This is a genomic window from Klebsiella sp. GN_Kp190, from assembly GCF_040061795.1.
GTDB classification, from domain to species: domain Bacteria; phylum Pseudomonadota; class Gammaproteobacteria; order Enterobacterales; family Enterobacteriaceae; genus Klebsiella; species Klebsiella michiganensis.
Window position 1 is genome coordinate 220,619 of the sequence record NZ_JBEAFN010000011.1, and the last position, 22,346, is coordinate 242,964.

Here is a 22,346-nt window from a genome sequence, read left to right on the forward strand (position 1 = left end):
TGAAATTATCGTTTTCCACTATGCAGCCAGAACGGCTCCGCGGCCAGCGCCTGGCGACGAAAATATTCGATAACGCTGCTGTCGTTATGCGCAATCGCCCGGCGGGTTTCTTGCCAGTTTTCCAGCCACGGCGCGGCAGCGTCGATATAAGCGCCGGATAGCAGCTGAACGGTGTCAATTTCACGGGTCAGGCGCGGAAGCTGATCGACATAACCGTCAGCGGACGGCTGGCGGAAGGCGTTTTTCAGCTCCGCCGCCGCTCTGGAGAGCTGAATATCCGCGAAGCGTTTAAACGAACCGGCAATTTTCTGCTCTCCGGCTGCGTTCAGGAAGGGACGCCAGCCGCGGTTTATCAGCAGATCGGTCAGCGTCAGCTTGGCTCTGACGGTCGCCACGCTGAAAAGCGCCGCCTGGGCGGTTTCGGCCTCCGCCAGCGCCGCCTCAGCTTCGCTCAGACGCTCACGCAGCAGCGTGGTGGCCTTGCGCGGGACAATACCGCCAAACAGCACCAGCGCGTGCCGCACGCGGGCGATAGCGTGCAAAATCTCCGCTTTCGCTTTTGTATTGCCGCGATTGAGGAGTTCATCATGATACAGCCAGTGCGCCAGCGCGCTTTCCAGCGCTGCTTCCAGACCCTGCTCGACGCTGGCCTTCGGCGCGACGCGAAGGATCGTTAACGCGGTCAGCGGACGTTCTTCATTGCCCTGCGCCAGATGATAACCGCGCGCCGCCTTGCTCAGGCTGCCCTGACGCAGTACGCCGGTATCCAGCAGGCGACGGGCAAGGGTCAGAATGTCCTGGGTAGTACCGGACAGCAGTTCCAGCTCCAGTTCACAAATCGGTTCCTGATGCTCGCCGGCTTTAACTTCGCCGCGATCAAGCGCGATTTCAATTTCGCTGTCGCCTTCTTTGACCACCCATCTTTCACGCTCAAAATCGGTGCTGAAAAGCGGCTGTACGTTCTGTGCGAGCGCCGCCGGCAGTTCCCCCTGCGGCCAGACCTCAGCCGGCAGTTTCGCCAGCGCCAGCTCCGGGGTGTCCAGCGGAATGTTGTATTCCGGACGCTGATGCAGGCCGCCGACGACGCGCCCGGCGATTTTCAGCGTCATTTCATAGCGCCCCTGGTCGCCGCGAATGCGCAGCCCCATGTCGTGGCGGCGCAGCCAGTTATCCGCCGTTTCATAGTAAATATTCAGCAATTGACCCGCTGGCGTATGCTTTGCCTCCAGCGCGTCGAGGTGCTGACGCAGCGCGTCAACGCCATCCTGAGCGACGATAAACTTTAATTCGATTTCTTGAGCCATGACTGAATTCTTCCGCTTATATGCTGTGCCGGGAAATTGCGGCGAACTAACAACGATATTTCTTGTCAGTAAATAGTATTTTGCGGCGAATCGCCATGCAATGCGCATTTTGCCGGGCCACCTCCTGGATGATTCCGATTGTGGCGGAAAACTTTGCGTCGCTTCGGCGATGCCACTACTATCGTTCAACTTTTTATGACCAAACGATGACCTGATGCCAAAATTACGCCTTATTACATTGACTTTGCTGGCGCTGAGCGCCGCCACGGCGGTCCACGCGGAAGAAAAACGTTACGTTTCAGATGAACTGAATACCTGGGTGCGCAGCGGTCCGGGCGATAACTATCGTCTCGTGGGCACCATCAACGCCGGTGAAGAAGTCGCGGTGCTGCAAACCAACGACAGCACGAACTATGCTCAGGTACGCGACAACAGCGGCCGTACCGCCTGGATCCCCTTGAAAGAGCTTAGCAACGAGCCCAGCCTGCGCACCCGCGTGCCGGATCTGGAAAACCAGGTCAAAACCCTGACCGACAAACTCAACAACATCGACACCACCTGGAATCAGCGCACGGCGGACATGCAGAAGAAAGTCGCCGGTAGCGACGCCGTGATAAACGGTCTGAAAGAAGAGAACCAAAAGCTGAAAAATGAGCTGGTTGTCGCGCAGAAAAAGGTAAACGCCGCAAATCTGCAGCTTGATGACAAACAGCGCACCATTATCATGCAGTGGTTTATGTACGGCGGCGGCGTGCTGGGCGTCGGCCTGATCCTCGGACTGGTGTTGCCGCACCTGGTACCGAGCCGCAAACGCAAAGACCGCTGGATGAACTAATTCGTCTTCTCTGCCAGACTTACGTATCATCGTAAGAAAATAAAGACGGGAGAGTGAGGCGTGAAGGTTTATCTGGTCGGTGGTGCAGTACGAGATGCGTTATTAAGGCTACCGGTTAAAGACAAAGATTGGGTCGTGGTTGGCGCCACGCCTCAGCAACTTCTCGACGCGGGCTACCAGCAGGTAGGCCGTGATTTTCCCGTGTTCCTGCATCCGCAAAGCCGCGAAGAGTATGCGCTGGCGCGCACCGAGCGCAAGTCCGGCTCCGGCTACACCGGCTTTACCTGCTATGCCGCCGCTGACGTCACCCTTGAGCAAGACCTGCTGCGCCGCGATCTGACGATCAACGCGCTGGCCCAGGACGCCGACGGCCAGATTATCGATCCCTACGGCGGCCAGGCTGATTTACGCCAGCGCCTGCTGCGCCACGTCTCGCCCGCCTTTAGCGAGGACCCGCTACGCGTCCTGCGCGTGGCGCGTTTTGCCGCCCGCTACGCGCATCTGGGGTTCCGTATCGCCGATGAAACCATGGCGCTGATGCGGGCGATGGCCGATGCTGGCGAGCTGGCGCACCTCACGCCCGAGCGGGTGTGGAAAGAGACGGAAAGCGCCCTATCTACCCGCAATCCGCAGGTCTTCTTCCAGACATTACGCGACTGCCGCGCGCTCAAGGTGCTGTTCCCGGAAGTCGACGCTCTTTATGGCGTACCGGCCCCGGCTAAATGGCACCCGGAAATCGACACTGGCCTGCACACGCTGATGACCGTCACCATGGCGGCGATGCTCTCGCCCGAAGTGGATGTCCGTTTTGCCACCCTATGCCACGACCTCGGGAAAGGGCTGACGCCGAAAGCGCTCTGGCCGCGCCATCATGGTCACGGTCCGGCTGGCGTTAAGCTGGTCGAGCAGCTCTGCGCCCGTTTGCGGGTGCCAAACGAGCTGCGCGACCTGGCAAAACTGGTCGCCGAATTTCACGATCTGATTCATACCCTGCCCATCCTGCAGCCGAAAATGCTGGTCAAGCTGTTCGATAATATCGACGCCTGGCGCAAGCCGCACCGTGTCAGGCAAATCGCGTTAACCAGCGAGGCCGACGTGCGCGGGCGCACCGGCTTTGAAGCCTGCGATTATCCGCAGGGTCGCCTGCTGCTGGAAGCCTGGGACGTTGCCCGGTCGGTTTCAACTAAAGAGGTGGTGGCGGAAGGTTTTCAGGGCGTTGAAATTCGTGAAGAGCTGACGCGTCGGCGGATTCAGGCCGTCGCTCGCTGGAAAGAAAAGCGTTGCCCTCAGCCGCGGGACTGAGGGCGGGCGCTTAGAAGAAGACCACGTAGACCGCTGCCGCAACGATAAAGCGGTAGATGGCGAACGGGATAAACGAAATACGTTTAATCAGCTGCAGGAAGGTTTTAATCGCAATCAGCGCGACGATAAACGCCGTGATAAAACCGACGGCAAACATCGGAATATCGCCGGCGTTCAGGAAGCCAATGCTCTTGTACATATCCAGTACGGTTGCGCCCATCATCATCGGCACCGCCAGCAGGAACGAGAACTCAGAGGCCGCATAGCGGCTGACGCCCATCAGCATCCCGCCGGAAATAGTCGCCCCGGAACGCGAGAAGCCCGGCCACAGCGCCAGACACTGGAAGCAGCCGATGACGAACGCCTGACGATAGGTCATATCATCAATGCCCACCGCGCGCGGCTGTTTCGGCTTCAGCACCTCCGCCGCGATCAGCAGCACGCCGCCCACAATCAGCGCATACATCACGTTTATCGGGTTAAACAGCGACTTGATGGTATCGTGGAAAATCAGCCCCAGCACCACCGCCGGGATCATCCCCAAAAGAATATGGATAAGCGACAGGCGACCGCTGCCCTGGCCTTCATGCTCGGGCTTTTTGCCAAAATGAATGCCGATAAGACCAAACAGGCGGCGCCAGAACATCACCACAACGGCCAGAATGGAACCAAGCTGAATGACGACTTCAAACGTATTCGCGGTATCGCCTTCAAAACCCAGCAGATGACCGACAATAATCATATGACCAGTACTGGAGACAGGTAAAAATTCTGTCAAACCCTCAACCACACCCAATATTGCCGCTATCAGCAGCGAGTGTATATCGCTCATCCAATTAAACCCTTTAAAAAGTAAAATGAAAAAACCAGGAACGAAGAACCGAGCTATCAGGCGTGCTTATTTGGCCACAGACAGCGCGCAGAAAAGTGAGCGTACAGGTTGTACGCAAGGATTTCGAGCGCTGTCACAGGGCAAAACGGCAAAGAAAATAGCCTGATGGCCGGATTCTATGACCGGTATAAACGCAATTTGTTTAACGAGTATGACCTGAAAAGTTTTGTTTCAGATTAAGGCCACGTTCAATAATGACGCCGACGTTAGCCGCCCGGGCTACCGCCCCAGGTTTGCTGACTTTAATACGTACCCATGGAGATTGAAACTTTTCCAGCAGCAGGTCGGCAATTTCTTCCGCCACGCGTTCCACCAGCGCAAAACGCCCGCCTTCGACGTGGCTGATTACCAGCTCGCTGATATCAGCATAGCTGAGACAATCGCTGACATCATCGCTGGCCGCCGCTTTGCGGTTATCCCACGCCATTTCGATATCGAACACCAGCTTCTGTTCGATGGTCTGTTCCCAGTCGTAAACACCAATTGTGGTGATTACCGAAAGTTGCTCTATAAATACAATATCCATCACGACCTGCCTGCTTTTTGGCTAAACCGGATACCACTTCCGGCCAATTATGCGTATTATCCACAGATGCAAAGACATCCCCTAAATAATTTGCGTTGCAGGAAGACAGCGACGCGGCAAGGCTCCAGGAGCATAGCGTCGCTATGGGTCCCGGCGAGCCAATGCGCGGACAACGCGCAGTGCGCAGGGGATAAAACGACACTTTCAAAATGGAACAGCTGATGAGTGCAATCGCGCCTGGACTGGTTATCCTCGCCTACCTCTGCGGCTCAATCTCCAGCGCCATTCTCGTTTGCCGCCTCGCTGGTCTTCCCGATCCTCGCGACAGCGGCTCCGGCAATCCAGGGGCGACGAACGTCCTGCGAATTGGCGGCAAGGGCGCAGCCGTAGCGGTGCTTATTTTTGACGTACTGAAAGGCATGCTGCCGGTCTGGGGCGCGTGGGCGTTAGGCCTGACGCCGTTCTGGCTCGGCCTGGTGGCGATCGCCGCCTGCGTGGGCCATATCTGGCCGGTATTTTTTAACTTTCGCGGCGGTAAAGGCGTGGCCACCGCTTTCGGCGCCATTGCTCCTATCGGCTGGGATCTCACCGGCGTGATGGCCGGAACCTGGCTGCTGACGATTCTGCTCAGCGGCTACTCCTCGCTGGGGGCTATCGTGAGCGCGCTGATTGCTCCGTTCTATGTCTGGTGGTTCAAACCGCAGTACACTTTCCCGGTTTCGATGCTGTCATGCCTGATTCTGCTGCGCCATCACGACAACATACAGCGTCTGTGGCGTCGTCAGGAAACCCGCATCTGGACCCGGCTCAAAAAGAAGAAAAAAACGCCGGAGCAGAAATAACCTTTGCTGCGCCGCAACTTCGCGGCAAGTAAGCCCCAGGTGATTAAGGTGAACCAACGCGGCTGCGGCTCGAAGTATGACGGGTATAAGCTTTTCATATGACCGGGATGATTGGCCCCCGATCAATACTCTTCGCTGCTGTTTTATCTTGATTTTGCAGGGGCGCGACATTGCACGGCACCGTGTTACCACAGAATAAAAAAGGCTGGCAGGCCTCGCTGGACCTCCAGTTTCAATTTCTCGGCGGGAAAACCACGCTCGCCTCCCGTCGTCATGTCGGTCCCCTCACCGTTCAGCGCCCGTTTTATCCCGAAGAAGAGACCTGCCACCTCTATCTGCTTCATCCGCCCGGCGGTATCGTCGGCGGCGATGAGCTCACCATTAGCGCGACGATGGATCCCGGGTGCCACACGCTGATCACCATGCCCGGCGCCAGCAAGTTCTATCGCAGCAGCGGCGCGCAGGCGCGTCTTCAGCAAACCCTGACGCTGGCCGAAAACTCAACGCTCGAGTGGCTGCCGCAGGACGCGATCTTCTTTCCCGGCGCCAACGCCGCTTTGTCTACCGCCTTTCATCTCGCCGCGTCCAGCACGCTGCTGGCGTGGGACCTGCTGTGCCTTGGCCGGCCGGTCATCGGCGAAGCCTTTAGCCACGGCGCGCTCGCCAATCGCCTGGAGGTGTGGGTCGACAGCTCTCCGCTGCTGATTGAGCGCCTGAGCCTGGCCGATGGACAGCTGGCCTGCGTCGCGCAGCAGCCGTGGGTGGGAACGATGCTGTTCTACCCGGCGAACGAAACGCTGCTCGAAGGCGTACGCGAAAAACTTACGCCGCTGGCAAACTACGCCGGCGCGACGCTCACCGACGGCCTGCTGACGGTACGCTTTCTAAGTGACGATAATCTGCTTTGCCAGCGGGCAATGCGCGATATCTGGCAATTTATGCGCCCGCACCTGACCGGCAAATCTCCGGTACTCCCCCGAATCTGGCTGACTTAAGAGAACGCTATGGAACTGACACCCAGAGAAAAAGACAAGCTGTTGCTGTTTACCGCCGCGCTGGTGGCGGAGCGTCGCCTGGCCCGCGGTCTGAAGCTCAACTATCCCGAATCCGTGGCCCTGATTAGCGCCTTTATTATGGAGGGCGCGCGCGATGGCAGAAGCGTCGCGGCGCTGATGGAAGAAGGACGCCACGTCCTGAGCCGCGACCAGGTCATGGAAGGCGTGCCGGAAATGATCCCCGATATCCAGGTCGAAGCCACCTTCCCGGACGGCTCGAAGCTGGTTACCGTCCATAACCCGATAATCTGAGGTAGCGCGATGATCCCAGGAGAATATCAGGTAAAACCCGGCCAGATAGCGATTAACGTCGGCCGCGCCACCTGCTGCATTATCGTTGAAAATCACGGCGATCGGCCGATTCAGGTCGGCTCGCATTACCACTTCGCCGAGGTCAACCCGGCGCTGAAGTTCGATCGCCAGCAGGCGACCGGCTATCGCCTGAATATCGCCGCCGGCACCGCAGTGCGCTTCGAACCTGGCCAAAAGCGCGAGGTGGAGCTGGTGGCGCTGGCCGGAACCCGCGCGGTGTACGGTTTCCGCGGAGACGTTATGGGCGCGCTGGAGGCTAACGATGAGTGACATTTCACGTCAGGCCTATGCCGACATGTTCGGCCCCACCACCGGCGATAAAGTTCGCCTGGCGGACACCGAGCTGTGGATCGAGGTCGAAGATGATTTGACCACCTACGGCGAAGAGGTCAAATTCGGCGGTGGCAAAGTGATCCGCGACGGTATGGGCCAGGGACAGATGCTTTCCGCCGGGTGTGTGGATCTGGTGCTGACCAATGCCCTGATCGTCGATTACTGGGGGATCGTCAAAGCCGACATCGGCGTCAAAGACGGGCGGATCTTCGCGATCGGCAAAGCCGGTAACCCGGATATTCAGCCCAACGTCACGATCCCGATCGGCGCGGCCACGGAAATTATTGCGGCGGAAGGCAAGATCGTCACCGCCGGCGGCGTCGATACGCATATTCACTGGATCTGTCCGCAGCAGGCGGAAGAGGCGCTGGTCTCCGGCGTCACCACCATGATCGGCGGCGGGACCGGCCCGGCGGCGGGCACCAACGCCACGACCTGCACGCCCGGGCCGTGGTACATCTCGCGGATGCTGCAGGCCGCGGACAGCCTGCCGGTCAATATTGGCCTGCTGGGTAAAGGCAATGGTTCGAATCCGGATGCGCTGCGTGAGCAGGTCGCGGCCGGGGTTATCGGCCTGAAGATTCACGAAGACTGGGGCGCGACCCCGGCGGCAATCGACTGCGCGCTGACGGTGGCCGACGAAATGGACGTGCAGGTCGCGCTGCACAGCGACACCCTCAATGAGTCCGGATTCGTTGAGGATACCCTGGCGGCCATCGGCGGGCGCACTATCCATACTTTCCATACCGAAGGGGCGGGCGGCGGCCATGCGCCGGATATTATTACCGCCTGCGCGCACCCCAATATTCTGCCCTCGTCAACCAACCCGACGCTGCCCTATACCGTCAACACCATTGACGAACATCTGGATATGCTGATGGTTTGCCATCATCTCGACCCGGATATCGCCGAGGACGTGGCGTTTGCCGAATCGCGCATTCGGCGGGAAACCATTGCCGCGGAAGACGTCCTGCACGATCTGGGCGCCTTCTCCCTCACCTCGTCTGATTCACAGGCGATGGGCCGCGTCGGCGAAGTGGTGTTGCGCACCTGGCAGGTAGCGCACCGGATGAAGGTCCAGCGCGGCCCGCTGGCGGAAGAGAGCGGCGATAACGACAACTTCCGCGTGAAGCGCTATATCGCCAAGTACACCATTAATCCGGCGTTAACCCACGGTATCGCCCATGAAGTCGGTTCGATTGAAGTGGGTAAACTGGCGGATCTGGTGCTGTGGTCCCCGGCGTTCTTCGGCGTGAAGCCGGCGACGATCGTCAAAGGCGGCATGATCGCGATGGCGCCGATGGGCGACATCAACGCCTCTATCCCGACGCCGCAGCCGGTGCACTATCGCCCGATGTTCGGCGCGCTGGGCAGCGCTCGCCACCGCTGCCGTTTGACCTTTCTGTCGCAGGCGGCGGCGGAAAACGGCGTCGCTGAACGGCTGAACCTGCACAGCGCGACGGCGGTGGTTAAAGGCTGCCGCACGGTACAAAAAGGCGATATGCACCACAACGGCCTGCTGCCCACTATTACCGTGGATTCGCAAACCTACGAGGTGCGCATCGACGGCGAACTGATAACCAGCGAACCGGCGGATGTGTTACCGATGGCGCAACGTTATTTCCTGTTTTAAGGAGCGCAAATGCTTTATTTGACCCAACGGGTGGAGACCCCGGCGCAGGCCACGACCAGCGTTACCCTACCGATTGACGTGCGGGTAAAAAGCCGCATTAAAGTCACGCTTAACGATGGCCGTCAGGCGGGCCTGCTGCTGCCGCGCGGTCTGCTGCTGCGCGGCGGCGACATTCTCAGTAACGAAAACGGTAGCGAATTCATTGAAGTGATCGCCGCTGATGAAGCCGTTTCGGTCGTACGCTGCGCCGATCCTTTTATGCTGGCGAAGGCCTGCTATCACCTTGGCAATCGCCACGTGCCGCTACAGATTATGCCCGGCGAGCTGCGCTATCATCACGATCACGTCCTGGACGATATGCTGCGCCAGTTTGGCCTGGCCGTGGATTTCGCGCATCTGCCGTTTGAACCTGAAGCCGGCGCCTACGCCAGCGAATCGCACGGCCATCACCACCACCATCACGATCGTGAGCACAGCCACTAAATGCCGACGCCGGAAAAACGTCTGCGCTTGATGCAGCTTGCCAGCAGCAGCCTCCCGGTTGGCGGCTACAGCTGGTCCCAGGGGCTGGAGTGGGCGGTGGAAGCAGGCTGGGTAGCGGATACCGCCGCCTTTGAGCGCTGGCAGCTGCGCCAAATGGAGCAGAGCTTTTTTACCGTCGACCTGCCGCTGTTTGCCCGCCTCTACCGGGCCTGCGAAGCGGGCGATCTGGCCTGCGCCCGGCGCTGGACCGCTTATCTGCTCGCCTGCCGGGAAACCCGCGAGCTGCGCGATGAAGAGCGCAACCGCGGCGCGGCCTTCACCCGGCTGCTGGCCGACTGGCAGCCGGACTGCCCGCCCGAGTGGCGCAAGCTGTGCCAGCAAAGTCAGCTAACCGGCATGGCGTGGCTCGGCGTACGCTGGCAAATCGCCATTCCTGACCTGGCCCTGAGCCTTGGCTATAGCTGGATTGAAAGCGCGGTGATGGCGGGCGTCAAGCTGGTGCCCTTTGGCCAGCAGGCGGCCCAGCAGTTGATTCTTCGCCTGTGCGACCGCTACGCGGCGGACATGGACAGCGCCCTGGCGACCCCGGACGACGCCATCGGTTCGGCGACGCCGCTTGCGGCTATCGCTTCCGCCCGGCACGAAACCCAGTATTCCCGATTATTCCGTTCTTAGGAGAAGGTATGAACATGATTAAGCAACCGCTGCGCGTCGGCGTCGGCGGCCCGGTCGGCTCCGGAAAAACCGCGCTCCTGGAAGCCCTCTGCAAAGCCATGCGCGACACCTGGCAGCTGGCGGTGGTGACCAACGATATCTACACCAAAGAAGATCAGCGCATTCTCACCGAGGCTGGCGCCCTGGAGCCTGAACGAATTGTCGGCGTCGAAACCGGCGGCTGCCCGCATACCGCTATTCGGGAAGATGCGTCGATGAACCTTGCCGCGGTGGAAGCGCTGAGCGAGAAATTCGGCAATCTCGATCTCATCTTTGTAGAAAGCGGCGGCGATAACCTGAGCGCCACCTTCAGCCCGGAGCTGGCGGATCTCACCATCTACGTCATCGACGTGGCGGAAGGGGAAAAAATCCCGCGCAAAGGCGGACCGGGGATCACCAAATCCGACTTCCTGGTGATCAACAAAACCGATCTTGCACCGTACGTGGGCGCGTCTCTGGAAGTGATGGAGCGCGATACCCTGCGCATGCGCGGCGAACGCCCGTGGAGCTTCACCAACCTGAAAAGCGGCGACGGCCTGCAAAATATCATCGCCTTTATCGAAGACAAAGGCATGCTCGGCAAGTAACCCCTGCACCATCCCGGCGCAGAGGTGTCGGGATGGTGCATACCCTGCCCTCTCTTTAACCATCCCCTTCATGAAGCCCTGATAGCGCCTGCCCTGCGATGTGGCATAAGGTTTGCTAATTCCAGTCATGCCTAACCATTAAGGAATGACTATGTCATCACTGGATATAAAAACTGATTTACCTGCGCAAACCAGTGCCTCCGGCTCCAAAGAAACGCTGGAAGATTATACCCTTCGCTATGCTCCGCTGAGCTTTCGCCGCTGGGGACCGGGGGTTGTCGCGGTGACCGCATTGGGCGGCATCGCCTATCTGGCTGACTTTTCTATCGGCGCCAGCATCGGCATGGCCTGGGGCACCACCAATGCGATTTACGCGATCCTGCTGGCGGCGCTGGTTATTTTTCTTACCGGTATTCCGCTGGCGATTACCGCCGCGCGCTATAACATCGACCTCGACCTGATCACCCGCAGCGCCGGTTTCGGCTACTTTGGTTCGGTGATCACCAGCATTATCTTCGCCGGATTTACCTTTATCTTCTTCGCGCTTGAAGGCTCGATCATGGCGCAGGGGCTGCTGGTGGGCCTGGGGATCCCGCTGTGGATGGGCTACCTCATCGCCACGCTGATGGTCTTGCCGCTGGTGGTCTACGGCATGAAGGCGCTGACTCGCCTTCAGGTCTGGACGACACCGCTGTGGCTGGTCCTGATGGTGGTTCCGGTGGCGTGGCTTATCGCCAAAGATCCGGATCTGGTGGACGGCTTTATGAACTTCGCCGGTAAAAACAACGCCTCAACGGTAGATTTAACCGCCATTATGCTCGGCGCGGGGGTCTGCCTGTCGCTGATCATGCAGATTGGCGAGCAGATCGACTATCTGCGCTTTATGCCGCCGAAGACCGCGGAAAACAGCAAAAGCTGGTGGCTGGCGGTGTTCTCCGCCGGCCCGGGCTGGGTCGTATTAGGCGCGATTAAACAGATTATCGGCGCTTTCCTCGGCTTCTATCTGCTGACCCGCTTCCCGGCGGTGCACAACACCGAACCGGTGCAACAGTTCGTCAGCGTCTTCGATAACCTGGTCCCCGGCTGGCTGGCGCTCACCCTCGCGGTGGTGCTGGTGGTTATCTCGCAGATTAAAATTAACGTCACCAACGCCTATTCCGGCTCTCTGGCGTGGACCAGCGCCTGGACGCGCACCACCAAACGTTATCCGGGGCGGATTATTTTCGTCATCGTCAACCTGACGATTGCCCTTGCCCTGATGGAAGGCGACATGTTTAGCGCTCTGGCGTGGATCCTCGGCTTCTATTCTAACTTTGCCATCGCCTGGGTGGTGGTGGTCGCCACCGACATCACCGTCAACAAAGGGGTGCTGAAGCTGGCGCCGGCGCAGCCGGAGTATCGCCGCGGGATGATCTACAACGTCAACCCGGTAGGCGTGGTCTCTTTTGCCCTTGCGGCAGGCCTTTCGATTAGCGCCTTCTTCGGCCTGCTGGGCGAAACGCTGGCGCCGTTCTCGCCGCTGATTGCGCTGGCGGTGGCTTTCGTGATGACGCCGGTCATGGGGATCGCCACCCGCGGGCGCTATTACATTAAACAGCACGATGATGGTATCGCCGAGCCGCGCTACGATGCGCAGGGTAACGCGTCGATCACCGTTTACCGCTGCCTGAGCTGCCGGGAAGAGTACGAACGTCCTGACGTGATGCATTCGCACAAGCACCAGGGGGCGATTTGCTCGCTGTGTAAGAGTATGGAATAAGTCGCGAAGGCAGGCCGACAGGACGTCGGCCTGTGAAATATCAGACGTTATGCCGCCGGAAGCTCAGCCAGCGGCCAGCGCGGACGAACGGTGACGCCGAGCTCCGCTTTAGCGCCGGAGCGCAGACGGACCATCCCCGCATAGGCAATCATCGCGCCGTTATCGGTACAGAATTCAGGACGAGCGTAGAAGACTTCACCGCCGCGCTTTTTCATCATTTCCGCCAGCTTCGCGCGCAGCGTACGGTTAGCGCTGACGCCCCCCGCCATCACCAGCCGTTTAAAGCCGGTTTGATCCAGCGCGCGGCGGCACTTAATCATCAGCGTATCCACGACCGCATCTTCGAAAGCGCGGGCGATATCGGCGCGGGTTTGATCGTCATCGCCGTTGCTGCGAATGGTGTTCGCGGCAAAGGTCTTGAGGCCAGAAAAGCTAAAATCCAGCCCGGGGCGGTCGGTCATCGGGCGCGGGAAGACAAAGCGCCCTTCGGTGCCCTGGGAGGCCATCTTCGACAGCATCGGGCCGCCGGGATAATCCAGCCCCAGCAGTTTCGCGGTCTTATCGAAGGCTTCGCCCGCCGCGTCGTCAATCGATTCGCCCAGCAGTTCATACTGGCCAATGCCGGTGACGCTGATCAGCTGGGTATGGCCGCCGGAAACCAGCAGCGCGACAAAAGGATACTGCGGCGGATTATCTTCCAGCATCGGCGCCAGCAGGTGCCCTTCCATATGGTGTACCGGGATCGCCGGCACGTTCCAGGCGAACGCCAGCGAACGGCCAACCGTTGCGCCGACCAGCAGCGCGCCCACCAGGCCGGGGCCCGCCGTATACGCAACGGCATCGATATCCTTTGCCGTCAGCCCGGCTTCCTTGAGCGCCGCCTGAATCAGGGGGACGGTTTTACGTACGTGGTCGCGCGAGGCCAGTTCGGGCACCACGCCGCCGTAGTCAGCGTGCAATTTCACCTGACTATACAGCTGGTTGGCTAACAGACCTTTTTCGTCGTCATAAATGGCGATGCCGGTTTCATCGCAGGATGTTTCAATTCCCAGTACACGCATGGCTAGTTTTACCTCGTTTCAATACCGCGCAGTGTAGGACCAATGCGGGTTGATGTAAAACTTTCCTCACCCCTGGCGTTCACTTCGTGTATACTCCCTGTCCTTATAAAAGTCCCTTTCAAAAATCGCGTCGGTGCTTTACAAAGCAGCAGCAATTGCAGTAAAATTCCGCACCATTTTGAAATAAGCTGGCGCTGATGCCAGCGGCAAACCGAATTTATCAAAGGTGAGAGTTACATGCCGGTAATTAAAGTACGTGAAAACGAGCCGTTCGACGTAGCGCTGCGTCGCTTCAAACGTTCATGCGAAAAAGCAGGTGTTCTGGCGGAAGTTCGTCGTCGTGAGTTCTATGAAAAACCGACTACCGAACGTAAACGCGCTAAAGCTTCCGCAGTGAAACGTCACGCGAAGAAACTGGCTCGCGAAAACGCACGCCGCACTCGTCTGTACTAATCTGTTGGGAGCCAGGCTCTCAATTCAGACCGAGTTGTAGTTGTAAGGCCGTGCTTCCGAAAGGAATGCGCGGCTTATTTTCGTTTATGCATTAGCATATACACTCAATCATTCAAGATGCATCAAGGCGGCAAGGGAGTGAGTCCCCGGAGCTTACCGAAGTAAGTGACAGGGTGAACGAGCGAAGCCAACGCAGAGGCAGCTTGAAGGGTAACGTGTATAAAACGGGGCATATGGCTGGACGAATTCCACGAGTATTTATCAATGACCTGCTGGCGCGCACCGATATCGTCGATCTGATCGATGCCCGGGTAAAGCTGAAAAAGCAGGGCAAAAATTTTCACGCGTGCTGTCCGTTCCATAACGAAAAAACCCCCTCTTTCACCGTCAACGGTGAAAAACAGTTTTACCACTGCTTCGGCTGCGGTGCGCACGGCAACGCTATCGACTTCCTGATGAACTACGACAAGCTCGAGTTCGTGGAAACCGTCGAAGAGCTGGCTGCCATGCATAATCTAGACGTGCCGTATGAAGCAGGTAGCGGACCCAGCCAGATTGAGCGCCATCAGCGGCAAAATCTCTATCAGCTGATGGATGGTCTGAACACGTTTTATCAACAGTCTCTGATGCAACCCGCCGCCGGCCCCGCGCGCCAGTATCTGGAAAAACGCGGCTTAAGCAGCGAGGTGATTACGCGCTTCGCGATTGGCTACGCCCCTCCCGGTTGGGACAACGTTTTAAAACGTTTTGGCGGTAATCAAGAAAACCGCCAGTCGCTGATTGATGCGGGCATGCTGGTCACTAACGATCAGGGACGCAGTTACGACCGCTTCCGCGAACGGGTGATGTTCCCCATCCGCGATAAGCGAGGCCGGGTGATTGGTTTTGGTGGTCGCGTGCTGGGTGACGCCATGCCGAAGTACCTGAACTCCCCGGAGACCGATATTTTCCATAAAGGCCGCCAGCTGTACGGTCTTTATGAAGCGCAGCAGGATAACGCTGAACCGCCCCGCCTGCTGGTGGTCGAAGGTTATATGGACGTGGTGGCTCTGGCGCAGTTCGGCATTAACTATGCCGTTGCGTCGCTGGGGACGTCGACGACCGCTGACCATATTCAGCTGTTGTTCCGGGTCACCAATCAGGTGGTTTGCTGCTACGACGGCGACCGGGCCGGCCGCGATGCCGCCTGGCGCGCGCTGGAAACGGCGCTGCCGTATATGACCGACGGGCGCCAGCTGCGCTTTATGTTTCTGCCGGATGGCGAAGACCCGGATACGCTGGTGCGCAAAGAAGGGAAAGCCGCATTTGAAGCGCGGATGGAGCAGGCTCAGCCGCTCTCCACGTTTTTGTTCAACAGCCTGCTACCGCAGGTGGATTTGAGCACCCCGGACGGCCGCGCGCAGCTGAGTACCTTAGCGCTGCCGCTGATAACGCAGGTGCCGGGTGAAACGCTGCGCATATACCTGCGCCAGGAGTTAGGCAATAAGCTGGGGATTTTAGATGATGCGCAGCTTGAACGTTTAATGCCAAAACAGTCTGAAAATGGCATCCAGCGCCCTGCTCCGCAGCTAAAACGCACGACCATGCGTATACTGATAGGGTTACTGGTACAAAATCCGGATCTGGCGCCGCTGGTACCGCCCCTGGAAGGGCTGGACCCGCGTAAAATGCCGGGGCTTGGGTTGTTCAACGAACTGGTTAAAACCTGTTTGGCACAGCCGGGCCTGACCACCGGGCTGCTGTTAGAGCAGTATCGCGGCACAAATGAGGCCGCAACCCTTGAAAAACTGTCGATGTGGGACGATATAGCAGATAAGGATATTGCTGAAAAAACCTTCACCGACTCGCTCAACCATATGTTTGATTCACTGCTGGAGCTGCGGCAAGAAGAGTTGATAGCTCGCGACCGCACGCACGGCTTAAGCAGTGAAGAGCGCCGGGAACTCTGGACCATCAGCCAGGAACTGGCCAAAAAATAAACGAAAGACAAACTCATTCAAGTTGTATCAAAGCAGCATGAGAACGAATCCCCGGGAGTGCGCACAAGCACATGACCAGGATGAGAGAACGTAGCTAACGCAGAGACAACTTGAAAGATAACGCATTGAACGGCTTAAGTGCCGAATATCGTTCGGGAAGACCCCGACAGCCGCTCGAGGCGCAGCGGCAATAATATAAGTACGCCCTCGCTTTAAATGTTGGCAGTTCGCCTGCTTACACCAATCAAACGAATTAAGTGTGGATACCGTCTTATGGAGCAAAACCCGCAGTCACAGCTGAAGCTTCTTGTCCAACGTGGTAAGGAGCAAGGCTATCTGACCTATGCCGAGGTCAATGACCATCTGCCGGAAGATATCGTCGACTCCGACCAGATCGAAGACATCATCCAAATGATCAACGACATGGGCATTCAGGTGATGGAAGAAGCACCGGATGCCGATGATCTTTTGCTTGCTGAAACGAACAACAATACCGACGAAGATGCGGAAGAAGCTGCGGCGCAGGTTCTCTCCAGCGTTGAGTCTGAAATCGGACGCACAACCGACCCGGTGCGCATGTACATGCGTGAAATGGGTACCGTCGAACTGCTGACGCGCGAAGGCGAAATCGACATCGCTAAACGTATCGAAGACGGCATTAACCAGGTTCAGTGCTCGGTGGCTGAATACCCTGAAGCGATCACCTATCTGCTGGAGCAGTACGATCGCGTTGAAGCGGAAGAAGCGCGTCTGTCCGATCTGATCACCGGTTTTGTCGACCCGAACGCCGAAGAAGATATGGCGCCAACGGCGACGCACGTCGGTTCTGAACTCTCTCAGGAAGAGATGGATGACGACGAAGACGAAGATGAAGAAGAAGACGACGACAGCAGCGATGACGACAACAGCATCGACCCCGAGCTGGCGCGCGAGAAATTCGCCGAGCTGCGTACGCAGTACGAACTGACCCGCGACACCATCAAAGCGAAAGGTCGTAGCCACGCCGCAGCGCAGGAAGAGATCCTCAAGCTATCCGAAGTGTTCAAACAGTTCCGTCTGGTACCGAAGCAGTTCGATTACCTGGTTAACAGCATGCGTATCATGATGGATCGCGTTCGTACTCAAGAACGTATCATCATGAAGCTGTGCGTTGAGCAGTGCAAAATGCCGAAGAAAAACTTCATCACTCTGTTCACCGGCAACGAAACCAGCGAAACCTGGTTCAATGCGGCCATCGCCATGAACAAGCCGTGGTCAGAGAAGCTGCTTGACGTGAAAGAAGACGTTCAGCGCGGCCTGATGAAACTGCAGCAGATTGAACAAGAGACCGGCCTGACCATCGAGCAGGTAAAAGATATCAACCGTCGTATGTCCATCGGTGAAGCGAAAGCGCGCCGTGCGAAGAAAGAGATGGTTGAAGCGAACCTGCGTCTGGTTATCTCGATCGCCAAGAAATACACCAACCGCGGTCTGCAGTTCCTCGATCTGATCCAGGAAGGCAACATCGGTCTGATGAAGGCGGTTGATAAGTTTGAATACCGCCGCGGCTACAAGTTCTCCACCTACGCAACCTGGTGGATCCGTCAGGCGATCACCCGCTCTATCGCAGACCAGGCGCGCACCATCCGTATTCCGGTGCATATGATTGAGACTATCAACAAGCTCAACCGTATTTCCCGCCAGATGCTGCAGGAAATGGGCCGCGAGCCGACGCCGGAAGAGCTGGCCGAACGCATGCTGATGCCGGAAGACAAAATTCGTAAGGTGCTGAAAATCGCCAAAGAGCCCATCTCCATGGAAACGCCGATTGGCGACGATGAAGATTCGCATCTGGGAGATTTCATCGAGGATAACACCCTCGAGCTGCCGCTGGACTCTGCCACCACCGAGAGCCTGCGCGCCGCCACCCACGACGTCCTGGCTGGCCTGACCGCCCGTGAAGCGAAAGTCCTGCGTATGCGCTTTGGTATCGACATGAATACCGATCACACGCTGGAAGAAGTGGGTAAACAGTTTGACGTAACCCGCGAACGTATTCGTCAGATCGAAGCGAAGGCGCTGCGTAAACTGCGCCATCCGAGCCGTTCTGAAGTGCTGCGTAGCTTCCTCGACGATTAATTATCGCCGCGTCCCCTGAAAAGCCAGTCACATGACTGGCTTTTTTTATGTCTAAGCAGAAACTATTTATTTAATAAATATTAAAACCCCAATATAAAACCCATCAATATATATCCAGGTCTTATTCTTATTATTTATTTATGTGCCATTAAACCGCTGGACTCATAGTTTTACAATTGTACTATTGGTTGGTTGATGGGGCGTATTTACGCCTAAAACCGCAGGCAAATCATAGGGAAATGAAATGAATAGCAAGCGTAAAATTCAGCTGGCTGATTTTAATAGAACGGTTATTTTAACCACCGCTAATACATTATTTCTAAGCCGTGGAATAGAAAGTACCACCATGGATGAGATCGCACATGAAGCCGGTTTTAGTAAAACCACGCTTTATACCTATTTCGACAATAAAAAGGATATTCTGGATCATCTTATCCTGGAGGTAATGGCGCGTTTCTATCAGGAGCTCATACCAATCGCCAATCGGCAAAATTCATTTCGCGAATTTTATCGCGAGCTGTGCCATGCGCTGATGGCTCTCCACGAAACAAGCCTTGCCTACTTTTCCGCGATAGCCGGGAAGATCGCCTGTTCTGAAAAAATCACTAAAAACAATAAAGCGTTGAAAAATATCGCAATGACTGGAGAACAGATCCACCAGATTATCGCAAAGCGAATCACAGACGCCGCCGAAAAAAAAGAGATTGGATTAAATGCTCCCGTCGCGGACGTCATGATGCTGTTCTGGCTCTGCCTGACCGGGCTAGTGGAAAAGTCCTCGTACAGAGAAGAATGTCTTTTACGTCACCTTGAGAAAGACCGTAAAGCCTTTCTCGACTTCGCTTTTGACGCCCTCTTATTCATGATAGAAAAAGGGAATATTAGCGATTGCGAAAAAGCTGACTAAAGCCTCAGGCTTAAGCCAGCCGCCGACGACCGGGGTGAAAGCCGTAACCCTTTTGTCGTCGGAAATGCATTAAAGCCCTCGCGTGGCCAGCGCCTCGTCAAGCTCCCGGTAGGCCTCCACCAGTTTATCCAGCGTCGCCCGGTTGAGGCCGCTGGGATTCGGCAGCACCCAAACTTCCGTCGCCCCAATGGTCACCTGCTGCTTGCCCCATTTTACGCCGCGCACCTGAAACGCTTTCTCGAAGGCCTGTTTACCCAGGATCGCCAGCGCGCGCGGCTGATACTCTTCCATTTTTCTGACCAGTTCACGGCCACCGTCGCGGAGCTCCAGCAGCTCAACCTCGCTGGCCTGCACCGTCGGGCGTTCGACGAGCATCGTGATCCCGCAGCGAGTATCCAGCAGATGGAGTTCCTCCTCGGGTTTCAGAAGACGGTCGGTAAAGCCGGCCTGGTGAATCACTTTCCAGAAGCGATTGCCCGGATGGGCGAAATGAAAACCGGTATGGGCGGAAGACTTCCCCGGATTGATACCGCAAAAGACGACCCTCAGGTCCGGCGCCAGAATATCGTTAATCATGTTTTCCCCAGCTCAATGCCTAAAAGGTAATTATAAAGGATTGAAAATGCGTTGTTTATAAAAACAGCAGGCGTGATTTTTAGGCTGGATTGCGGGGAACAGTTACTTTATAATCCCTCGCCACGGCCCCTTAGCTCAGTGGTTAGAGCAGGCGACTCATAATCGCTTGGTCGCTGGTTCAAGTCCAGCAGGGGCCACCAGATACAGCAAGGGCCGGAGAGAAATCTCCGGCCCTTTTGCATTGTGCGGCCCCCTCGGGGCGCCGCAGCTTAACGTGAGGTTCGCGACAGGCGGCTTACACCAGCGCCTGCAGCTGTTCGCGCATATAGACGGTGAAGAATTCCGGGTTTTTAATGACGATCCGGTTACCGGAGGCAATTTTTTCCGCCCAGCCGGCCACTTTTTCCGTGAACCCGGCATCCCATCCCTCCTTTTCACCCCGGGCCATGACGTCGGCAGGATTTGCCGGTACGCCTAGTTCATGCAAATACTTCAAAATTCCCTTAGCGGTACTTTCATCCATAGTATTCGGCACCGACAACGATGTGTTCATACCACCAATAAAATCCAGGGCTTTATCGATTGCTGTTGGCATACTCTTATCCTTAAAATTAACCACGTAATGAACATGATGACACTATGGACCCATCTTCGCCGGGATATCAAAGAGATCGTTGCCTTTCTTTGATTCAGACCGCAGCTAAACGCTTGCGTGGTGCTTTTCTGCTCGACTATTCCGTACTACTCCCCACAGGAAACTACTCCATACGTCCGCGCTTAAACTGGCCGGCATCGATATCGTACTGTTTCATTTTTCGCCACAGCGTGGTGCGGCCAATATTCAGCAGCTGCGCCATCTCCTGCACCCGCCCGCTGGTCACGCGGGCGGCATGGATAATCGCTTCTTTCTCAATGGCGCTAAAGGTCAGGCTGGCGGGCAGCAGCGAGGAGCCCGCGTCGGCGCCGGGCCGCTCGGCAAACAGATATTCCGGCAAATTACTCAGCCGGATATGGCCGTTATCGCTGCTAATGGCGATATTTTCAATCACGCTGTTCAGCTCAAAATCGTTGCCCGGCCAGGAGTAGGCCACCAGCTGCGCCAGCGCATCTTCATCCATTTTCAGCCGCGAGGAAAAGCGCTTTTCCAGGCTCTTAAGGCGATTGTGCACCAGTGAAGGAATACTGTTACGCCGCGCGCGCAGCGGTGGGATAACGATTTCAAAGGAGTGCAGCGCGTAGTAAAGCTGGCGGCTAAAGCGGTTTTGCTCCACCAGATTGGCAAGATCGACGGTGGTGGTGGCGATCACTTTAACGTCTACCGGAATCAAGCGGCGGGCATCCAGACGGGTTAAAACCCCCTGCTTGATCACCTGCAGCAGCGCGGACTGCAGCTCCGGCGCCAGGTATTCGATTTTTTCCAGAAACAGCGTCCCGCCGTTGGCCAGCTCAAGACGGCTAAGGCGGCCGTTTTCATCGTCCGTCGGCGCGCTGCCCATAAAGTCCTGGCCCAGGACGCTGTCGGCATACAGCTGGCAGTTGACCGCGATATACGGCCCGCCACCCCGCTCGCTCTCATTGTGAATCGCCTGGCTGAGCAGCTCCTTACCCACCCCCTCTTCACCGCACAGCAACACCGGGAAAGCGCCGCGCGCCGCCTGGCGGCCAAAGTGAATCAGCCGCCGGGTTTCCGGGTCGTCCGCCGACATCTGTTCAAAGGTATGGCTCACTTTGCCAAGCTGGCTGGTCATCAGCTGGCGCATCTGCTCGACGGGATGCAGCAGCAGAATGAAACTGTTGCCCTGCTCTTCAACGATTGGCTTGAGCGTAATCACGGCGTCGACAAACTGATGCTGGCTTTCGAAGGTAACTTCCACATGGTTCAGCCCGCGCGCGTGCTTAATGGCCCGACGCAGCAGGGCCGGCAGCGTCACCAGCTCATTAATGTTTTTCCCCTGGCTGGCCTGGGCATCAAGATGCAGCAGCGTCGCCGCCTGCACGTTAAGAAACTGCAAAATCCCCTGCTCGTTCCACGCCATCACCCCGTCATCCATGCTCTCCAGCAGACCGTACATCTGGTTAAGATGGCGATTCGACTCGGCCAGCAGGCTATCAGTGAGCAGCGAGTTGCCGACTTCCCGGGCGATAGCCAGGGTCAGGGAGAGATCAGGCGAAGCCTGTTCTTCCGTCAGGCAGCACAGGGAAATGGAACCGAACAGACGCCCGTGGTTATCAAACACCGGCGTGGAGCTAAACGACCATCCGTGCAGCGCATGTTTAAAATGCTCCTCGCCCGTCGTTTTGACCGGCTGCCCGAGCATGGAGGCCAGCGAAAGCGCGCAGCTGCCGATAATGCTTTCCGCGCAGTAGCTGCCGTCACGAAATCCCAGCGCCGCCAGCTGGTCGAGGGTCTGCGGATCGCCGCAGCGGCTAAGAATACAGGCGGACTCATCGAGGATGAACAGCGCGCAGGGGCGGTTATCCATAAACTCCCAGGCATCCTCCAGCGCCGCCTGACCAATCGTCAACAGCGCGGTCTTGCGCCGACAAATCGATTCAAACGTCAGCCCCTGCGCCTGATGCGGCGTCTGCCAGGTTTCCCGCTGCATAAACTTGCTGCAGCGATGCCACGACTGGGTTATCACCAAAGGAAAGCTCTGAGTCTGCGCAGTCATATC

The 22,346-nt window shown here is 57.2% G+C and carries 22 protein-coding genes, 1 tRNA gene and 1 pseudogene; 16 read left to right on the forward strand and 8 right to left on the reverse strand.

The window, feature by feature from the left end:
• Window positions 1-5 precede the first annotated feature (5 nt).
• On the reverse strand, window positions 6-1,304 hold the full coding sequence (locus ABLU67_RS09305; protein ID WP_348852269.1) for an inorganic triphosphatase: 1,299 nt from the start codon (window positions 1,302-1,304) through the stop codon (window positions 6-8).
• Window positions 1,305-1,518: 214 nt separating this feature from the next.
• Between ABLU67_RS09305 and ABLU67_RS09310 the strand changes: the two genes are divergently transcribed.
• Together ABLU67_RS09310 and ABLU67_RS09315 are read left to right on the forward strand one after the other, a co-directional pair.
• A complete protein-coding gene (locus tag ABLU67_RS09310; RefSeq protein ID WP_014226886.1) occupies window positions 1,519-2,139 on the forward strand; it encodes a TIGR04211 family SH3 domain-containing protein in 621 nt (206 codons plus the stop codon).
• Between the two features lie 60 nt (window positions 2,140-2,199).
• On the forward strand, window positions 2,200-3,441 hold the full coding sequence (locus ABLU67_RS09315; RefSeq protein ID WP_348852270.1) for a multifunctional CCA addition/repair protein: 1,242 nt from the start codon (window positions 2,200-2,202) through the stop codon (window positions 3,439-3,441).
• Window positions 3,442-3,451: 10 nt separating this feature from the next.
• Here the strand turns inward: ABLU67_RS09315 and bacA are convergent, their stop codons facing one another.
• Window positions 3,452-4,273, reverse strand: coding sequence for an undecaprenyl-diphosphate phosphatase (gene bacA, locus ABLU67_RS09320; protein WP_004854277.1), 822 nt, complete (start codon window positions 4,271-4,273; stop codon window positions 3,452-3,454).
• 202 nt (window positions 4,274-4,475) lie between these two features.
• A complete protein-coding gene (folB, locus tag ABLU67_RS09325; RefSeq protein ID WP_014226889.1) occupies window positions 4,476-4,859 on the reverse strand; it encodes a bifunctional dihydroneopterin aldolase/7,8-dihydroneopterin epimerase in 384 nt (127 codons plus the stop codon).
• 221 nt (window positions 4,860-5,080) lie between these two features.
• Between folB and plsY the strand changes: the two genes are divergently transcribed.
• Complete coding sequence (gene plsY / locus ABLU67_RS09330; RefSeq protein ID WP_004854283.1) at window positions 5,081-5,701, forward strand: glycerol-3-phosphate 1-O-acyltransferase PlsY; 621 nt, start codon at window positions 5,081-5,083, stop codon at window positions 5,699-5,701.
• A gap of 97 nt (window positions 5,702-5,798) precedes the next feature.
• Here the strand turns inward: plsY and ABLU67_RS09335 are convergent.
• Window positions 5,799-5,882, reverse strand: a pseudogene (locus ABLU67_RS09335) (short-chain dehydrogenase); the annotation flags it as partial.
• On the opposite strand from ABLU67_RS09335, the gene ABLU67_RS09340 reads away from it, so the two are divergent.
• The 8 genes from ABLU67_RS09340 to ABLU67_RS09375 all read left to right on the forward strand — a co-directional run bounded on the left by ABLU67_RS09340 (window position 5,872) and on the right by ABLU67_RS09375 (window position 12,577).
• Window positions 5,872-6,696, forward strand: a complete 825-nt coding sequence (locus tag ABLU67_RS09340) for an urease accessory protein UreD (RefSeq protein WP_064404266.1) — start codon at window positions 5,872-5,874, stop codon at window positions 6,694-6,696. The pseudogene ABLU67_RS09335 and the gene ABLU67_RS09340 overlap by 11 nt on opposite strands.
• A gap of 9 nt (window positions 6,697-6,705) precedes the next feature.
• Window positions 6,706-7,008, forward strand: a complete 303-nt coding sequence (locus ABLU67_RS09345; RefSeq protein WP_025105909.1) for an urease subunit gamma — start codon at window positions 6,706-6,708, stop codon at window positions 7,006-7,008.
• 9 nt (window positions 7,009-7,017) lie between these two features.
• A complete protein-coding gene (locus ABLU67_RS09350) occupies window positions 7,018-7,338 on the forward strand; it encodes an urease subunit beta (RefSeq protein WP_014226892.1) in 321 nt (106 codons plus the stop codon).
• Window positions 7,331-9,034 (forward strand): urease subunit alpha, encoded by a 1,704-nt coding sequence (gene ureC, locus ABLU67_RS09355; RefSeq protein WP_014839580.1) that lies wholly within the window; start codon window positions 7,331-7,333, stop codon window positions 9,032-9,034. Before ABLU67_RS09350 ends, ureC begins: the two co-directional genes overlap by 8 nt.
• 9 nt (window positions 9,035-9,043) lie before the next feature.
• Entirely contained in the window at window positions 9,044-9,517 is a 474-nt protein-coding gene (gene ureE, locus ABLU67_RS09360) for an urease accessory protein UreE (protein ID WP_049079790.1), read from the forward strand.
• Complete coding sequence (locus ABLU67_RS09365; RefSeq protein WP_014226895.1) at window positions 9,518-10,192, forward strand: urease accessory protein UreF; 675 nt, start codon at window positions 9,518-9,520, stop codon at window positions 10,190-10,192.
• Window positions 10,193-10,200: 8 nt separating this feature from the next.
• Window positions 10,201-10,818, forward strand: coding sequence for an urease accessory protein UreG (gene ureG, locus ABLU67_RS09370; protein WP_004105899.1), 618 nt, complete (start codon window positions 10,201-10,203; stop codon window positions 10,816-10,818).
• 151 nt (window positions 10,819-10,969) lie between these two features.
• On the forward strand, window positions 10,970-12,577 hold the full coding sequence (locus tag ABLU67_RS09375) for a cytosine permease (protein WP_025105908.1): 1,608 nt from the start codon (window positions 10,970-10,972) through the stop codon (window positions 12,575-12,577).
• A gap of 47 nt (window positions 12,578-12,624) precedes the next feature.
• On the opposite strand, the gene tsaD is transcribed toward ABLU67_RS09375, so the two are convergent.
• Window positions 12,625-13,638: a tRNA (adenosine(37)-N6)-threonylcarbamoyltransferase complex transferase subunit TsaD gene (gene tsaD, locus ABLU67_RS09380; RefSeq protein ID WP_025105907.1), complete on the reverse strand. Its 1,014-nt coding sequence runs from the start codon at window positions 13,636-13,638 to the stop codon at window positions 12,625-12,627.
• 237 nt (window positions 13,639-13,875) lie between these two features.
• On the opposite strand from tsaD, the gene rpsU reads away from it, so the two are divergent.
• The 4 genes from rpsU (at window position 13,876) to ABLU67_RS09400 (ending at window position 19,095) form a co-directional block, all read left to right on the forward strand.
• The gene (gene rpsU / locus ABLU67_RS09385) at window positions 13,876-14,091 is read left to right on the forward strand and encodes a 30S ribosomal protein S21 (RefSeq protein WP_001144069.1); all 216 of its coding nucleotides are present in this window, start codon (window positions 13,876-13,878) and stop codon (window positions 14,089-14,091) included.
• A 233-nt stretch (window positions 14,092-14,324) separates the two neighbouring features.
• On the forward strand, window positions 14,325-16,070 hold the full coding sequence (gene dnaG, locus ABLU67_RS09390; protein WP_014226898.1) for a DNA primase: 1,746 nt from the start codon (window positions 14,325-14,327) through the stop codon (window positions 16,068-16,070).
• Between the two features lie 273 nt (window positions 16,071-16,343).
• A complete protein-coding gene (gene rpoD / locus ABLU67_RS09395) occupies window positions 16,344-18,188 on the forward strand; it encodes an RNA polymerase sigma factor RpoD (protein ID WP_004105908.1) in 1,845 nt (614 codons plus the stop codon).
• A 244-nt stretch (window positions 18,189-18,432) separates the two neighbouring features.
• Entirely contained in the window at window positions 18,433-19,095 is a 663-nt protein-coding gene (locus tag ABLU67_RS09400; RefSeq protein ID WP_064358278.1) for a TetR/AcrR family transcriptional regulator, read from the forward strand.
• Window positions 19,096-19,164: 69 nt separating this feature from the next.
• Here the strand turns inward: ABLU67_RS09400 and mug are convergent, their stop codons facing one another.
• Window positions 19,165-19,671 (reverse strand): G/U mismatch-specific DNA glycosylase, encoded by a 507-nt coding sequence (gene mug, locus ABLU67_RS09405; protein WP_348852271.1) that lies wholly within the window; start codon window positions 19,669-19,671, stop codon window positions 19,165-19,167.
• Window positions 19,672-19,795: 124 nt separating this feature from the next.
• On the opposite strand from mug, the gene ABLU67_RS09410 reads away from it, so the two are divergent.
• Window positions 19,796-19,871: transfer RNA gene (locus tag ABLU67_RS09410), tRNA-Ile, on the forward strand.
• Between the two features lie 95 nt (window positions 19,872-19,966).
• Here the strand turns inward: ABLU67_RS09410 and ABLU67_RS09415 are convergent.
• On the reverse strand, window positions 19,967-20,290 hold the full coding sequence (locus ABLU67_RS09415) for a DUF1889 family protein (RefSeq protein WP_071532228.1): 324 nt from the start codon (window positions 20,288-20,290) through the stop codon (window positions 19,967-19,969).
• 139 nt (window positions 20,291-20,429) lie between these two features.
• The gene (gene dhaR, locus ABLU67_RS09420; RefSeq protein WP_032692891.1) at window positions 20,430-22,343 is read right to left on the reverse strand and encodes a dihydroxyacetone kinase operon transcriptional regulator DhaR; all 1,914 of its coding nucleotides are present in this window, start codon (window positions 22,341-22,343) and stop codon (window positions 20,430-20,432) included.
• Window positions 22,344-22,346 lie beyond the last annotated feature (3 nt).

Coding starts and splice junctions, on each gene's coding strand:
- plsY (WP_004854283.1), top strand. CDS start 5,081: ATGAGTGCAATCGCGCCTGGACTGGTTATCCTCGCCTACCTCTGCGGC.
- ABLU67_RS09375 (WP_025105908.1), top strand. CDS start 10,970: ATGTCATCACTGGATATAAAAACTGATTTACCTGCGCAAACCAGTGCC.
- ureE (WP_049079790.1), top strand. CDS start 9,044: ATGCTTTATTTGACCCAACGGGTGGAGACCCCGGCGCAGGCCACGACC.
- ureC (WP_014839580.1), top strand. CDS start 7,331: ATGAGTGACATTTCACGTCAGGCCTATGCCGACATGTTCGGCCCCACC.
- bacA (WP_004854277.1), bottom strand. CDS start 4,273: ATGAGCGATATACACTCGCTGCTGATAGCGGCAATATTGGGTGTGGTT.
- ABLU67_RS09305 (WP_348852269.1), bottom strand. CDS start 1,304: ATGGCTCAAGAAATCGAATTAAAGTTTATCGTCGCTCAGGATGGCGTT.
- ABLU67_RS09350 (WP_014226892.1), top strand. CDS start 7,018: ATGATCCCAGGAGAATATCAGGTAAAACCCGGCCAGATAGCGATTAAC.
- tsaD (WP_025105907.1), bottom strand. CDS start 13,638: ATGCGTGTACTGGGAATTGAAACATCCTGCGATGAAACCGGCATCGCC.
- ABLU67_RS09365 (WP_014226895.1), top strand. CDS start 9,518: ATGCCGACGCCGGAAAAACGTCTGCGCTTGATGCAGCTTGCCAGCAGC.
- dnaG (WP_014226898.1), top strand. CDS start 14,325: ATGGCTGGACGAATTCCACGAGTATTTATCAATGACCTGCTGGCGCGC.
- ABLU67_RS09400 (WP_064358278.1), top strand. CDS start 18,433: ATGAATAGCAAGCGTAAAATTCAGCTGGCTGATTTTAATAGAACGGTT.
- mug (WP_348852271.1), bottom strand. CDS start 19,671: ATGATTAACGATATTCTGGCGCCGGACCTGAGGGTCGTCTTTTGCGGT.
- ureG (WP_004105899.1), top strand. CDS start 10,201: ATGAACATGATTAAGCAACCGCTGCGCGTCGGCGTCGGCGGCCCGGTC.
- ABLU67_RS09345 (WP_025105909.1), top strand. CDS start 6,706: ATGGAACTGACACCCAGAGAAAAAGACAAGCTGTTGCTGTTTACCGCC.
- rpsU (WP_001144069.1), top strand. CDS start 13,876: ATGCCGGTAATTAAAGTACGTGAAAACGAGCCGTTCGACGTAGCGCTG.
- dhaR (WP_032692891.1), bottom strand. CDS start 22,343: ATGACTGCGCAGACTCAGAGCTTTCCTTTGGTGATAACCCAGTCGTGG.
- rpoD (WP_004105908.1), top strand. CDS start 16,344: ATGGAGCAAAACCCGCAGTCACAGCTGAAGCTTCTTGTCCAACGTGGT.
- folB (WP_014226889.1), bottom strand. CDS start 4,859: ATGGATATTGTATTTATAGAGCAACTTTCGGTAATCACCACAATTGGT.
- ABLU67_RS09310 (WP_014226886.1), top strand. CDS start 1,519: ATGCCAAAATTACGCCTTATTACATTGACTTTGCTGGCGCTGAGCGCC.